Origin of the sequence: Bradyrhizobium sp. (assembly GCF_019244115.1) — a bacterium.
Lineage (GTDB): Bacteria > Pseudomonadota > Alphaproteobacteria > Rhizobiales > Xanthobacteraceae > Bradyrhizobium.
The window spans coordinates 1-13,744 of sequence record NZ_JAFATE010000710.1 but is presented as its reverse complement, the minus strand read 5'-3'; the positions used below and the strand labels follow the sequence as shown (position 1 = coordinate 13,744).

Annotated in this window: 14 protein-coding genes; 7 read left to right on the top strand and 7 right to left on the bottom strand. The window is 63.4% G+C overall.

Annotated elements, in window-relative coordinates:
- The coding region (locus JOZ76_RS30655) for a class II aldolase/adducin family protein (protein ID WP_291705122.1) at positions 1-418 on the top strand (418 nt) is incomplete at its 5' end.
- A 103-nt stretch (positions 419-521) separates the two neighbouring features.
- Positions 522-809 carry a GIY-YIG nuclease family protein gene (locus JOZ76_RS30650; RefSeq protein WP_291705121.1) on the top strand — a complete coding sequence of 96 codons (288 nt, stop codon included), beginning with the start codon at positions 522-524 and terminating at the stop codon, positions 807-809.
- A 231-nt stretch (positions 810-1,040) separates the two neighbouring features.
- Here the strand turns inward: JOZ76_RS30650 and JOZ76_RS30645 are convergent, their stop codons facing one another.
- From JOZ76_RS30645 to JOZ76_RS30620, 6 genes are all read right to left on the bottom strand, one after another.
- The gene (locus JOZ76_RS30645) at positions 1,041-1,745 is read right to left on the bottom strand and encodes an ABC transporter ATP-binding protein (protein ID WP_291705118.1); all 705 of its coding nucleotides are present in this window, start codon (positions 1,743-1,745) and stop codon (positions 1,041-1,043) included.
- Complete coding sequence (locus JOZ76_RS30640; RefSeq protein WP_291705116.1) at positions 1,729-2,460, bottom strand: ABC transporter ATP-binding protein; 732 nt, start codon at positions 2,458-2,460, stop codon at positions 1,729-1,731. Before JOZ76_RS30640 ends, JOZ76_RS30645 begins: the two co-directional genes overlap by 17 nt.
- Positions 2,457-3,434, bottom strand: coding sequence for a branched-chain amino acid ABC transporter permease (locus JOZ76_RS30635; RefSeq protein ID WP_291705114.1), 978 nt, complete (start codon positions 3,432-3,434; stop codon positions 2,457-2,459). Before JOZ76_RS30635 ends, JOZ76_RS30640 begins: the two co-directional genes overlap by 4 nt.
- Entirely contained in the window at positions 3,434-4,312 is an 879-nt protein-coding gene (locus tag JOZ76_RS30630) for a branched-chain amino acid ABC transporter permease (RefSeq protein ID WP_291705124.1), read from the bottom strand. The genes JOZ76_RS30635 and JOZ76_RS30630 overlap by 1 nt, the downstream gene beginning before the upstream one ends.
- Positions 4,313-4,543: 231 nt before the next feature.
- Positions 4,544-5,788: an ABC transporter substrate-binding protein gene (locus tag JOZ76_RS30625; protein ID WP_291705112.1), complete on the bottom strand. Its 1,245-nt coding sequence runs from the start codon at positions 5,786-5,788 to the stop codon at positions 4,544-4,546.
- Between the two features lie 85 nt (positions 5,789-5,873).
- Positions 5,874-6,689 carry a putative hydro-lyase gene (locus tag JOZ76_RS30620; protein WP_291705110.1) on the bottom strand — a complete coding sequence of 272 codons (816 nt, stop codon included), beginning with the start codon at positions 6,687-6,689 and terminating at the stop codon, positions 5,874-5,876.
- A 118-nt stretch (positions 6,690-6,807) separates the two neighbouring features.
- On the opposite strand from JOZ76_RS30620, the gene JOZ76_RS30615 reads away from it, so the two are divergent.
- From JOZ76_RS30615 to JOZ76_RS30605, 3 genes are all read left to right on the top strand, one after another.
- A complete protein-coding gene (locus tag JOZ76_RS30615; RefSeq protein ID WP_291705108.1) occupies positions 6,808-7,752 on the top strand; it encodes a LysR family transcriptional regulator in 945 nt (314 codons plus the stop codon).
- A 113-nt stretch (positions 7,753-7,865) separates the two neighbouring features.
- A complete protein-coding gene (locus JOZ76_RS30610; protein WP_291705106.1) occupies positions 7,866-9,116 on the top strand; it encodes a Zn-dependent hydrolase in 1,251 nt (416 codons plus the stop codon).
- 26 nt (positions 9,117-9,142) lie between these two features.
- Positions 9,143-10,054 (top strand): NAD(P)-dependent oxidoreductase, encoded by a 912-nt coding sequence (locus JOZ76_RS30605; protein WP_291705104.1) that lies wholly within the window; start codon positions 9,143-9,145, stop codon positions 10,052-10,054.
- Between the two features lie 109 nt (positions 10,055-10,163).
- Here the strand turns inward: JOZ76_RS30605 and JOZ76_RS30600 are convergent, their stop codons facing one another.
- Positions 10,164-11,240, bottom strand: a complete 1,077-nt coding sequence (locus JOZ76_RS30600) for a tartrate dehydrogenase (protein ID WP_291705103.1) — start codon at positions 11,238-11,240, stop codon at positions 10,164-10,166.
- A 171-nt stretch (positions 11,241-11,411) separates the two neighbouring features.
- On the opposite strand from JOZ76_RS30600, the gene JOZ76_RS30595 reads away from it, so the two are divergent.
- Entirely contained in the window at positions 11,412-12,188 is a 777-nt protein-coding gene (locus JOZ76_RS30595; RefSeq protein WP_291705101.1) for an SDR family oxidoreductase, read from the top strand.
- A gap of 252 nt (positions 12,189-12,440) precedes the next feature.
- A partial coding sequence (locus JOZ76_RS30590) for an amidase (RefSeq protein WP_291705099.1) occupies positions 12,441-13,744 on the top strand: 1,304 nt, incomplete at its 3' end.

Below are 13,744 nucleotides of genomic sequence, written 5' to 3'. Positions count from 1 at the left end.
CCAGACCCGTGACGCTGCCCGCGCCGTGGTGCATCTGCACTCGACCCATTCGGTCGCGATCTCGATGCTCCCGGAAATCGACCCCCGCGCCGCGCTGCCGCCGATGACGCCCTACTATCTCATGAAGTGCGGCCACACCGCGCTGGTGCCGTACTATCGCCCCGGCGATCCCGCCGTCGCCGACGCCATCAAGGGGCTGGCCGGGAAATATTCATCGGTGCTGCTCGCCAATCACGGCCCCGTCGTCGCCGGCGAGACGTTGGAGGCGGCCGTCTTTGCCACGGAAGAGCTGGAGGAAACGGCAAGGCTTTATTTGCTCTTGCGCGGGCTGAACCCGCGGTATTTGTCGCCGGACCAAGTCGCGGACCTGGTGAAGGTGTTCGGGGTGCAGCTGCCGGAGCGTGGCGATTACCATTAGGCTCGTCATTGCGAGCGAAGCGAAGCAATCCAGACCGTCACCACGGAAACAGTCTGGATTGCTCCAGCGCTACGCGCCTCGCAATGACGAATGAGTGGGGCGGATGAAGCAACCTTGTGTATACATCATGGCGAGCAGGCGTAGCGGAACGCTTTACACCGGCTTAACCAGCGATTTGCCGAAGCGGGCCTACGAGCATCGTGAGGGCCTGGTTCCTGGCTTTACGACCAAATACGGCTGTAAAATCTTGGTCTGGTACGAGGTTCATGAAACCATGATCGCTGCGATCACCCGCGAAAGGCAGATCAAGGCCGGCAACCGCAAGAAGAAGCTGGCTCTGATTGAGGGGCTGAATCCCGAGTGGAAAGACTTGTATGAAACCTTGATGTAAGCAAAACTGAGCGCCCCACCGTCATTGCGAGCGAAGCGAAGTAATCCAGACTGTCACCGCGGAAAATAATCTGGATTGCTTCGGCGCTAAGCGCCTCGCAATGACGAGGAGAGAGCGCCGACATACCTCGCAACGTGATTGCGAGCAGAGCGAAGCAATCCAGACTGCCGCCCCCGAGACGGTCTGGATTGCTTCGGCGCTGAGTGCCTCGCAATAACGAGGAGAGAGCAATCACAATCCCAGATAAGCCTTGCGGACGTCGGGGTTGGTCTTGATGTCGGCCGCCGCGCCCTGCATCAGGACGCGGCCGGTTTGCAGGATGTAGGCGCGGTCGGCGATATCCAAGCATTCCGCCATGCGCTGCTCGACGATCAGCACCGTCATGCCGGCGTCGCGGATGCGCTTCACCGCGGCAAAGATCTCGTCGACCAGTTTTGGCATGATGCCCTGCGAGGGCTCGTCCAGCATCAGAAGGCGCGGCCGGGTCATCAGCGCGCGGCCGATTGCGAGCATCTGCTGCTCGCCGCCCGACAGCGTCTCGGCGCGCTGCTCCAGCCGCTCGGACAGCCGCGGGAATAATGTGAACACCAGCTCCAGCGGTCCCTCGCGATCGCCCTGCCCGCGATAGAGATAGCTGCCGAGCCTCAAATTGTCGCGCACCGAGAGGCGCGGAAACAGCCTGCGGTTTTCCGGCACATAGGCGATGCCGCGCGCGGTGATCAGGTGCTGCGCCAGCCCGTCGAGGCGCGTACCATCAAAAGTGACGGCGCCGCCGCGCGGGCGCTCGGCGCCGGCGATCGACTTCAGCAGCGTCGACTTGCCGGCGCCGTTGGCGCCGGCGACGCAGACGATCTCGCCCCTGGCGACCTCGATCGAAACGGCCGAGATCGCGACCAGCCCCTGATAGGCCGTAGTGAGGTCACGCACCGACAGCATGACGATCCCCGAGATAGGCGGAAATGACCTTGGGATCGCGGACGATGTCGGCCGGCTTGCCCTCGACCAGCACCTTTCCGAGATCGAGCACGATGGCGCGGTCGACCAGCGGCATCACGATCTCCATGACATGCTCGACCATCAACACGCTGACCCCGGTATCGCGGACGCGGCGCACCAGTTCGACGCCGGTCTGCGCCTCGGCCGGCGTCAGCCCGGTCAGCACCTCGTCGAGCAGCAGCAGTTTTGGCGAGGTGGCAAGCGCGCGGGCCACTTCGAGCCGCCGCTTCTCGGCAGGGACCAGATCGCTCGCGAGCACGTCCGCGCGTGCGGCAAGGCCGGTGAATTCCAGCATCACGTGCGCCTTGCGGCGCGCCTCGCGCATATGCGTTGACCGCGCCAGGCTGCCGACGATGACATTGTCGATGACCGTCATGGTCTCAAAACTCTTCACCACCTGGAAGGTGCGCCCGACCCCGCGCCGGCAGCGCTCCGCGGCCGGCAGGTGCGTGACATCCTGGCCGTCGAACCAGATCGAGCCTTCGGTCGGCGGAAACACGCCGGCGATCAGGTTGAACAGCGTCGACTTGCCCGCACCATTTGGGCCGATGAGGCCGACGATCTCGCCGCGCCCGACCGAAATGGACACGTCGCTGTTGGCAACGAGGCCGGAGAAGCGCTGGGTGATGCCGCGGGTCTCGAGCAGGGCCGTCATCGCGCCGGCGCCTTCTTGCGCGAGAACAGGCTGACCAGGCCCTGCGGACGCGCCAGCGAGATCAGCACGATCAGCGAACCGTAGACGATGAGGTCGACGCCGCGCCCCGAGCCGCCGATATGGGAGCTCGTCAGCTCCGAAATCGGGATCAAAATTGCGGCTCCGAGCAGCGGCCCCCACAGGGTTCCGATGCCGCCAAGAACGGCCGCGAGCGCCATCTTGAGCGAGAACTGAAAGCCCATCACGCTCTCGGGATCGATATAGGACACGAACTGCGCATAGAAACCGCCGCCGACCGCGACGAAAAACGCCGATACGGCGGCAGCGCCCATCTTGGAATTGAACACGACCACGCCCAGGCTCTCGGCGGCCTCGGGATTATCCTTCACCGCGCGCCACCAGAAACCCCATTTGGAATCCTCCAGCCACCAGGTCACGAACCAGGCGACGGCCGCGAGCACGAGCGCAAAATAGAAGTAAGGCAGTTTCGAGCGGGGGAACTGGAAGGTCAGCCAGTTATCGCCGTGCATCGGGATGGTGATGCCGAGCGCCGCGCCCGCCCAGTCCCAGTTCTGGACCAGCAGCAGCGCCGTTTCCGCAATGACGATCGTGGCGATGACAAAATAGTGCCCGCGCAGGCGGAAGCAGGGATAGCCGAGGGCCATGGCCATCACGGCCGAAATCACCCCGCCGCCGAGCATGCCGAACCACGGCAGTACGCCGAATTTGGTGAACAGCAGCGCGGTGGTGTAGGCGCCAAGGCCGAAATAGAGCGCGTGGCCGAGCGAGATCTGGCCGCAATAGCCGGACAGAATGTTCCAGCTCTGCGACAGCGCCGCGTACATCAGGGTCAGCACCATGATGTTCTGGTAATAAGCATCCTTGACCAGCAGCGGCACGACGGCAGCCGCGGCCACAAGCATGGCGGCAGTCAAGAGCTCACGGCGTCGGCGTTTTGCAAAATTCTGGTCCATCACATCGACCCGAACAGACCGCGCGGACGGATGAACACGACCAGCAGGTAGACCGCGTAGATGCCGACCGATTTCAGCGATGGCGGCAGGACGAGCGCGGTGACCGCCTCGACCAGGCCGACGAGGATGCCGCCGGCAAAGGCGCCGAACACGCTGCCGAAACCGCCGAGCGCGACCGTGACATAGGAGATCAGCGCGAAAGACGCGCCCACGTCAGGATAGATGTAGAAGAACATCGCCATGATCGCGCCGGCAAGGCCGACCAGCGCTGCCCCGAGGCCCCAGCCGAGCGCAAACACCCGGTTCTTGTCGATGCCGACCAGCGCCACCGCACCGGCATCCTCACGCGTCGCTTCCAGCGCGCGGCCGAAGTCGGTGCGATTGATGAAGAAATAGAGCCCGCCGAACGCCGCGATCGCCACCGCGGCGCCCATCAGTTGCGGCTGCGGCAGAAAGATGCCGGCCACCGAGACGGTCTTGCCGCCGAGCCAGGAATGCGTGACGCTGCGATAGTCGGGCGTGAAGAAGAACTGCGCCAGCCCGCGCATCACGATCGCAAGCCCGAAGGTGGAAAAGATCTGCACCATGCCGGCATTGGCTTTCGCGCGCACGGCGAAGCGCACGATCAAGAGATAGACCACGGCGCCGAACACGAACAGCGCGGCGGCGACCAGCGGCGCTGACAGCAGCGGATCGAGCGCGAAAAACCCGAACAGGAAGAAGGTCGCGTACATCGCGATCATCAAAAACTCGCCGTGGGCGAAATTCACGACGTCCATCAGGCCGAAGATCAAAGCGAGGCCCACTGCGATCAGGCCATAGAGCAACCCCATCAGGAGGCCAGAAGCAAGGCTCTGGATGATAGTCTCGGCCGTCAGCATGCGCGCTCCGCGCTCGAAGCCTTATTCGGTGTCGTCCCCGCGAAAGCGGGGACCCATAACCACAAATGCATCAGTGAGGCGGGATGGCAACCAATCACCGCAAGCACAACGGCCTGGGGTTATGGGTCCCGGGTCTGCGCTCGCTCTGGGCGGCGCTGAGCGCCGCCCAGAGCGAGCTTGCCCGGGACGACGCGCGGAGGGAGTTCGACAACATGTCCCTCTCCAATTCTACTTCATCGGCCAGATGGCGTCGGCGATCGCGGCCTGCGGCGGGAAGATGGTGACGAATTTTCCGCCGACATATTGCAGCAGCACCGGATCGGCATCGTTGTTCTGGCCCATCTCGTCGAACTTCACCCGCTTCCACGGCATGATGGTCTGCTCGCCGGGAATGTCGGTTAAAACCAGCGCCTCGCGGATCTTGTCGCCGTCGGTCGACTTGGCGCGGTTGATGGCGTCCGCCATCACGATCAGGCCCATGAACTCGCGCGAGGTGAGGTCGTTCAGATCCTTGCCCGAGCGCTCCTTGAACAGTGCGTTGATCTTGCCGACCATCGGCCGTTTGGCGGCGAGGTCGAGCGAGAACGAGCCGCGCGAGATCACGCCTTCGAGCTTGTCGCCGACCGCGTCATAGAGCGCCTTTTCCGAGAAGCCGGCGTCCTGCGCGACGATCGCGTTCGGCTTGTAGCCGAGTTCGGCCATGGTCTTGACCAGCAATATGCCGTCGGTGGTGTAGCTCGAAGGCATCAGCACGTCGGCATTGGCGGCCTTGAGCTGCTGCACCTCGGCCGAAAGCGACGGCGAGTTGTTGCGATATTTGATGTCGGCCGCGATCTTGTAGCCGCGCTCGCCAGCGAGCTTTGCCTGCGCGTTGCCGGAATCAGTGCCGAAGATGGTGTCCTCGTGGAACAGCGCCAGCGTCTCGATTTTTGTGCCCTTTTTCTTCATCGCATCGAAGAAGTCGAACATCGCGGCCGAGAACATCTCGTCATGCGCCGCAGGCCGGAAATAGAACTTTAAGCCGCGCCGGTGCAGGCTCGGTGAGGAATTGTCGGCCGACAGGAATGGCACCTGGTAGCGCTCGCAGACCTGGCTGACGGTGACCGCGACAGCGCTGTGATAGGTGCCGATCACGGCGCAGACCTTGTCCTGCGTGATCAGCCGCTCGGTCTCGCCGCGCCCCTTCTGCGGATCGCCCTGGTGATCGGCGAATACAAGCCGGATTTTTGCGCCACCCAGGCCCGGCAGGCCCTCGCCCTTGGCCAGCGGCAGCTCGAAATCATGGTCGCCGTTGATGACGTCCAGCGCGGTCTCGTACGCCTTCCGAGCATCGACGCCCTGCTGCGCACTCGCGCCGGAGAAGGGATAGATGATGCCGATAACCACCTCGGAAGCTTCTGCGCGGCTCGCGATTGGTGCGAGAGCGGCGGCCGCCGCACCTCCCAGCAAGACGTCTCGGCGACTGATCGTCATCACAAAATCCCCTGTTGATCGGCTCTCATCGATGAAACGGTTGAACCCTGGGGTAAAGCCTCAAGAAGCAGCAAAACTTGCCTCATCAAAGCACGGCCAATTGCCTGTTCACGAGATCGGTCACCAGCATCAGGCCCGGCGCATGCGTGATCGCGAATGGCAGTCTTGCCGATGCGATCACCGCCTGCGGCGTCACGCCACAGGCCCAGAACACCGGGATCTCGTCGGCTTCGACCGGGACCGGATCGCCATAGTCGGGCTTTGCGAGATCGGCGATGCCGATCAGATGCGGATGGCCGAGATGGACGGGCGCGCCATGCACGCTCGGAAAGCGCGAGGTGATCTGCACCGCGCGGATGGCATCCTTCGGTTTGAGCGGGCGCATCGACACCACCATGGGCCCCGCGAACGGACCCGCGGCTTCGCAGGCGATGCTGGTGCGATACATCGGCACCCGCACCTTATGCTCGATATGCCTGATCGGCAGCCCCTCAGCGAGCAGCGCCTCCTCGAAGGAGAACGAGCAGCCGAGCACGAAGGCGACGAGGTCGTCGCGCCAATGCGCCATGATGTCGGTCGGCTCCTCCACCACCTCGCCGTCGCGCCAGACGCGATAGCGGGGCAGATCGGTGCGAATGTCGAGGTCGAGTCCAAGCGCGGGAATTTTGGGATTACCAACATCGGACATGCCGATGATCGGGCATGGTTTTGGATTGAGCTGGCAGAAGCGGTGAAAAGCGCTCGCAAGTTTTTCAGGCAGGATCGCGAGATTGCCTTGCACATAGCCGTTGGCGATCCCGGCCGTGGTGCGCGCCAAGCCGGCGCGGCAGTCGAGCCGGGCCTGATGGCTCGGAAGATCGGTGCGATCGCGATTTTGCTGCGTTGCCACAAAAACAGTCATGGGACTGACCTGCCTATAATCTCGACAAGATCAATCAATCCCACGTAGCCTATAAAGTCTAATCCTGTTTTTTGATCATGATCGATAATTGAAATTTATCGATCGGGGAGCCCCCGGCATGCTGGATTTCAGGTCCATCGAAACCTTTCTCTGGGTGGTCAAGCTCGGCAGCTTTCGCGGCGCCGCCCAGCGACTGAATACCACCCAGCCCGCAATCTCCCAGCGCATCGCTCAGCTCGAACGCGAGATGGGCGTAAAACTGCTCAATCGCGACCATCGCGCGGCTTCGCCGACGCCCAGCGGCCGAAAGATGATGGTCTATGCGGAGAAGCTGATCGGATTGCGCGCCCAGATGATGGCTGAGGTCGGCGACGTCAGGGCGATGCGCGGCGTGCTGCGCCTTGGCGTCGCCGAGACCATCGTGCACACTTGGCTGCCGCGCCTGATCAAGAGCGTCAACGCCACCTACCCTAACCTTTCGCTCGAGATCGAGGTCGACATCACGCCGAATTTGAGCGAGCAATTGTTGGCGCAGGAAATCGAGCTCGCCTTCGTGCTGGGGCCGCTTGCCGGTCCTGGCGTGCGCAACCGCGTGCTGTGCGACTATCCGATCGGCTTTCTCGCCAGCCCTTCGCTGGGCCTTGGCCGTGAGCCGTTGCCGCTCAGCGAACTCGCAAAATTTCCGATCATCACCTTTCCGCGCAGGTCTCGCCCCTACGAGACCGTTCGCGAGCTGTTCAACCGGCCCGACCTGCCGCCGGTCCGACTGCACGCCAGCGCTTCGCTTGCGACCGTCATTCGCTTGGCCACCGAAGGCCTCGGCATTGCGGTCATTCCCGCCGCGATCGTCGAAAACGAGCTTGCAGACGGCCGCCTGCGGCATCTTGCGACGGATTTCAGCATCCAGCCGCTGACGTTCATGGCGAGCTGGCTGGCCTCGCCCGATAGTATCGCGGTCGAACGGGTGGCCGACCTCGCAGCGCAGATCGCGCAAGGAAGAGCGTTTTCGAGCGAAGTGGGTACCGGTTCGCGTGAAGAAAACGCGTCAGAACAGGGAAGCTAGAACCTCCGTTCCGATGCAGTCGGAACGGAGGTTCTAGTCATTCGGTTGACGGCGGCGCGGCGGCGGGCCATTGAACTGAGAAGCCGGACCAGAACCAAGAGCGAGACAGCCGCATGAGCCGAGCCCTCTCCAACCTGCAGATCGATTCCGCCCGTCTTTGGGGCAGCATCCACGAGACCGCGCAGTTCGGCGCGACACCCAAGGGCGGGGTGCGGCGGCTGACGCTCTCGGCCGAGGACAAGCAGGTGCGCGACTGGTTCCGCAGGGCATGCGAGGACGCCGGACTCGAGGTCCATGTTGATGCGCTCGGATCGATGTTCGGCCTCCGCCGCGGCAAGGACATGTCAAAGCTGCCGGTCGGGCTCGGCTCGCATCTCGACACCCAGCCGACCGGCGGCAAATATGACGGCGTGCTCGGCACGCTCGCGGCGCTGGAAGTGGTGCGGACGCTCAACGATGCCGGCATCGAAACGGACGCGCCGATCTGCATCGTCAACTGGACCAACGAGGAAGGCTCGCGCTTTGCGCCGGCCATGATGGCGTCGGCCGCCTACGTCGGCGATTTCACCACCGACGACATTTTGTCGCGCAGGGACCATGACGGCGTCACCGTGGGCGAGGCGCTCGACACGATCGGCTATCGCGGCGCGACGCCGGTGGGCACTCAAAAGCTCGGCGCCTTCGTCGAGCTGCATATCGAGCAGGGCCCGATCCTGGAAGCCGAGAACAAGACCATCGGCGTGGTCGATTCCGGCCAGGGCGTCCTGTGGTACGACGGCAAGATTGTTGGTTTTGAAAGCCATGCCGGCTCGACGCCAATGCCGCTGCGGCGCGACGCGCTGGCGACGCTGTCCGAGATCGTGCTCGCGGTCGAAGCGATCGCCAAAAAGCACGGCCCCAATGCGGTCGGCACCGTCGGCGAAGCCGTGATCGCAAAACCCTCGCGCAACGTCATTCCCGGCGAGATCGCTTTCACGGTCGACTGCCGCTCCTCCGACGATGCGATCATGGACGCGCTGGACGCTGATCTCCGTGCGGCGATCAAGGACATCGCGGCGCGGCGCAAGGTCGAGGCGACACTCGATCTGGTGTGGCGCAAGCCGGCAACGCATTTCAACCCCAAACTGGTGGATGCGGTGGAGAATGCGGCAAAAATGCTCGGCTTCAGCCATCGCCGTATCACGTCAGGCGCCGGCCATGACGCCTGCAATCTCAACACGGTCATGCCGACGGCAATGGTGTTCGTACCCTGCAAGGACGGCGTCAGCCACAACGAGCTCGAGGATGCAACGCAGACCGACTGCGCCGCCGGCGCCAACGTGCTGATGCACACGGTGCTGGCGCTCGCCGGCGTGGCATCCTGATTCCAAGATCAACAGTGGAGAGTGCCGTGCGCGGAGTTTTCGTCGACGCCAATGACTCGCTGGCCGAGATTTTTGAACGGCAGCGCAAGGGAGGCGATCCGGAGGTGCAGGTGCACCAGAACCCGAACATCACGCCGGAGCAATGGCCCGCGCTTCTCGGCGGCGCCGAGATCGGCGTCGTCGACCATACCGCGCTGCCCACTGAGGTCGCAAGGAACTGCGCCGGTCTCAAGCACATCGTCTTCCTCGGCACCGGCGCGCGCAGCTACATGAATCCGGAGGAGCTCGCCGAGCTCGGCATATCCGTGCACCTGATCAAGGGCTATGGCGACACCGCGGTCGCGGAAGCCGCGATCGCGCTGATGTGGGCTTCGGCGCGCGTGATCCCCTGGATGGATCGCGAGATGCGCGCGGGCAACTGGCTGCGCGAGGATGCCATGCAGCTGACCGGCAAAACGCTCGGCCTGATCGGGTTCGGCGGGATTGCCGCGGAGGTCGCGCGGATTGCGAACGGCAGCGGCATGCGCGTGATTGCCTGGAACCGAACGCCAAAGAGCTTTCCGGACGTTGATTTCGTGAGCCTCGAAAGACTGTTGGCCGAGAGCCATGTCATCTCGCTGCATCTGCTGCTCAATGATGAGACAAGAGGTTTCCTGTCGCGCGAAAAAATCGCGGCGATGCGGCCGGGCGTCATCTTCGTCAACACCGCGCGTGCGGCCATAGTCGACGAGGCCGCGATGATCGAGGCCTTGAAAACCGGCCATATCCGCCATGCCGGGCTTGACGTCTTCAACATCGAGCCGCTGCCCGCGGATCATCCGCTCACCAAAATTTCGAATGTCACGCTGTCGGCGCATTCGGCGTTCCGCACGCCGGAAGCCAGCGAGAACCTGATCCACGCCGCCTGGGAGCATTGCCGCAGAATCGTGAAATCGTAGAAGGTGTAGGGGGCAAAGGCGCGCTCTCGCGCGCCGTGCCCACCAATCAACATCTCGCTCGCGATGGTGGGCACGCTTCGCTTTGCCCACCCTACAAATTCCCTGCGAACTACTCCACCATTTCGGCGACGGCCTTGCCGCAGGCGGTGGTGTCGGCATTGCCGCCGAGGTCGCGGGTCCTGAGGGTGCGCTCGCCCAGCGTGCGCTCGATCGCGCCGACGATGGCGCCCGCGGCGTCCTTCTCGCCGAGATGCTCCAGCATCATCGCGCCGGACCAGATCATGCCGATCGGGTTGGCAATACCCTGCCCGGCGATGTCCGGCGCCGAGCCATGCACCGGCTCGAACACCGAGGGGAAGTCGCCCTCCGGGTTGATATTGCCGGATGGCGCAATGCCGATCGTGCCGGTGCAGGCCGGCCCGAGATCGGAGAGGATGTCGCCGAACAGGTTTGAACCGACCACGACGTCGAACCAGTCCGGATGCAGCACGAAATTCGCGGTCAGGATATCGATGTGATACTTGTCCCACTTCACGCCGGGATAGTTTTTCGCCATCGCCTCCACGCGCTCATCCCAGTAGGGCATCGTGATCGAAATGCCGTTCGATTTCGTCGCCGAGGTCAGATGCTTCTTCGGCCGCGACTGCGCGAGATCGAAGGCAAATTTGAGGATGCGATCGACGCCGATCCGCGTCATCACGGTCTGCTGGGTGACGAACTCGCGCTCGGTGCCCGGAAACATCCGTCCGCCGACCGATGAATATTCGCCCTCGGTATTTTCCCGCACCACCCAGAAATCGATGTCGCCCGGCTTGCGGTTCGCGAGCGGCGACGGCACGCCTGGCATCAGCCGCACCGGACGCAGATTGACGTATTGGTCGAACTCCCGACGGAATTTGATCAGCGACCCCCACAAGGAAACGTGATCCGGAATTTTCGCCGGCCAGCCGACCGCGCCGAAATAGATCGCGTCATGCTTGCCGATCTTATCCTTCCAGTCCTCCGGCATCATCTCGCCGTGCTTCTCGTAATAGTCGTAGGAGGCGAAATCGAAATGATCGAACGCGACCTCGACGCCGTGCTTTTTCGCCGCCGCCTCGATGACGCGCAGCCCCTCCGGCATGACTTCCTTGCCGATCCCGTCGCCGGGAATGACCGCGATCCGGTATGGTTTTTCTGCGCTCATCGAAAACGTCCTTGTGATCTCGTTCGGCCCTTCTGCCGCTTGCTGGAGCGGTTTGCAATGGACCAAAGTGAAGGTGAGCGCAACGCTGCAGTGCAATGTTGACGGTCCCGATACCTCCCGCCTAACAATCTTCCCTCTCCGCCTCTCTTCTTGAGCCAAGCGAGCATTGCCATGGACCTGCATCTGCGCGGCAAACGCGTCCTCATCACTGGCGCATCCAAGGGCATTGGTGCGGCCGCCGCCGAAGCTTTTGCCGGGGAAGGCTGTCATCTGCGGCTTGCCGCGCGTTCCGGCGAGCTGTTGAAGGCGCTCGCCGAGCGGCTCCGCGCAACGCACCAGATCGATGCCGCAGCACATGTGGTCGACCTGCGCAAGAGCGAGGACGTCGCGCGGCTCGCACAGGAAGCCGCCGATATCGACATTCTCGTCAACAATGCCGGCGACATTCCGGGCGGATCGATCGACAAGATCGACGAGGCGACCTGGCGTCACGCCTGGGATCTAAAGGTGTTCGGCTTTATCAACCTGACCCGCGCCGTCTATGCCCAGATGAAGGTCCGTGGCGGCGGCGTCATCGTCAACGACATTGGCGCCGCCGGCGAAAAATTCGACGCCAACTACATCTGCGGCAGCGCCGGCAATGCGGCGCTGATGGCCTTTACCCGCGCGCTTGGCAGCAAAAGCCTCGCCGACAATATCCGCGTGGTCGGCATCAACCCCGGCCCGGTCGGCACCGACCGCCACGTGACGCTGCTGAAGACGCGAGCAAAACACCAGTTCGGTGACGAGAGCCGCTACAAGGAATTCCAGAAAGCGCTCCCGCTTGGCCGCCCGGCACATGCCCGCGAGATCGGCGACCTCATGGCGTTTCTCGCATCCGATCGATCCGGTTATACCTCGGGCGTGATCTTCACGGTCGATGGCGGGATAGCGGCGGGGTGGGCGTAGCCGATCCGCCTTCCTACGTCATTGCGAGCAAAGCGAAGCAATCCAGAGTACCGAGCGACGTGCTCGCGGCGCGATTCGCGATTGCTTCGCTGACGCTCGCAATGACGCCTTGGTGAGGCTTCTGCTCACGCAAACTAACGATTGGTATTGCGATCTACCGCACTTGCAGACGGCAGCGCGAAATTGACACGTTGCTCCCGCGCCTGGAAATGGTCTAGAGCACAACAAGGTTCAGTGCGCGGGAGACTTGCATTGCCAGACCAGGGACTCCTAGGCGAGAGCGCCTGCGCCATCGTCGAGAGGCTCAGACGCGGTGACGTGTCGCCTCTCGATCTGCTCGACGCCCTGGAGGCGCGGATCGGCGAGGTCGACGTTCATGTCAATGCGCTGCCGACGCTCTGCTTCGAGCGCGCGCGCGATCATGCCAGGACGCTGATGGAGAGTTCCGTATCGGAGCGCGGTGTGCTCGCGGGCCTGCCGGTGCCGATCAAGGACCTCACCGACGTGGCGGGCGTCCTCTCCACACAGGGCTCGCCGATCTACAAGGACCGCATCCCCGATCATTCCGACATCCTGGTCGAGCGGCTCGAGCAGAACGGCGCGGTGATTTACGCAAAATCAAACACGCCGGAGTTCGGCGCCGGCGCCAACACTTTTAACGAGGTGTTCGGCACGACGCGAAATCCATGGGACATTTCGAAGTCCGCCGCCGGCTCCTCCGGCGGCGCCGCGGTTGCGCTTGCGACCGGCATGGCCTGGCTCGCGCACGGCTCCGACATGGGCGGCTCGCTCCGCAACCCCGCAAGCTTCTGCGGCGTCGTGGGTCTGCGCCCAAGCATCGGCCGCGTCGCCCATAGCCCAGAGTTCGGCATCAACCGCACGCTCGGCGTGCAAGGGCCGATGGCGCGCAACATCGAGGACCTCGCGCTCTTTCTCGATGCCATGAGCGGCGAACATCCGGCCGATCCGTTATCGCTTCCCGTGCTGCCGACCTCGTTCCTGTCATCGGCACGATCTGGCCGGAAGCCGAAACGCATCGCCTATTCGGCCGACCTTGGCATCACGCCTGTAGATCCGGAGGTGGCCGCGCTGACGCGCAAGGCGGCGGCACGCTTCGCGGAAGCCGGCGTCACGGTCGAGGACGCGCACCCTGATCTTTCCGAAGCCCACGACTGTTTCCACGTGCTGCGCGCGTTCGATTTCGCCATCAGCAAGGCGGAGCTGCTCCGGACCAAGCGCAACCTGCTCAAGCCGGAGGTGATCTGGAACATCGAGCAGGGTCTCAAGCTCACCGTCGAGCAGATCGCGTGCGCCGAGGCGCAGCGCGTCGCCACGGCCGAGCGCGCGCAAAAATTCTTCGAAAGCTACGACCTGTTGCTGACGCCGGCCACCATCGTGCCGCCGTTTCCGGTCGAGCACCGCTACGTCGCCGAATGCGGCGGGGAAAAATTCGACAATTACATTCAGTGGCTCGGCATCGTCTATGCGATCACGCTGGCCTGCTGCCCGGCGCTGTCGATGCCATGCGGATTCACCGGCTCCGGCCTGCCGGTCGG

Excerpts from the sequence above, each read along its gene's own strand:
- JOZ76_RS30650 (WP_291705121.1), top strand. The coding sequence starts at position 522 with ATGAAGCAACCTTGTGTATACATCATGGCGAGCAGGCGTAGCGGAACG.
- JOZ76_RS30645 (WP_291705118.1), bottom strand. The coding sequence starts at position 1,745 with ATGCTGTCGGTGCGTGACCTCACTACGGCCTATCAGGGGCTGGTCGCG.
- JOZ76_RS30640 (WP_291705116.1), bottom strand. The coding sequence starts at position 2,460 with ATGACGGCCCTGCTCGAGACCCGCGGCATCACCCAGCGCTTCTCCGGC.
- JOZ76_RS30635 (WP_291705114.1), bottom strand. The coding sequence starts at position 3,434 with ATGGACCAGAATTTTGCAAAACGCCGACGCCGTGAGCTCTTGACTGCC.
- JOZ76_RS30625 (WP_291705112.1), bottom strand. The coding sequence starts at position 5,788 with ATGACGATCAGTCGCCGAGACGTCTTGCTGGGAGGTGCGGCGGCCGCC.
- JOZ76_RS30620 (WP_291705110.1), bottom strand. The coding sequence starts at position 6,689 with ATGACTGTTTTTGTGGCAACGCAGCAAAATCGCGATCGCACCGATCTT.
- JOZ76_RS30615 (WP_291705108.1), top strand. The coding sequence starts at position 6,808 with ATGCTGGATTTCAGGTCCATCGAAACCTTTCTCTGGGTGGTCAAGCTC.
- JOZ76_RS30610 (WP_291705106.1), top strand. The coding sequence starts at position 7,866 with ATGAGCCGAGCCCTCTCCAACCTGCAGATCGATTCCGCCCGTCTTTGG.
- JOZ76_RS30600 (WP_291705103.1), bottom strand. The coding sequence starts at position 11,240 with ATGAGCGCAGAAAAACCATACCGGATCGCGGTCATTCCCGGCGACGGG.
- JOZ76_RS30595 (WP_291705101.1), top strand. The coding sequence starts at position 11,412 with ATGGACCTGCATCTGCGCGGCAAACGCGTCCTCATCACTGGCGCATCC.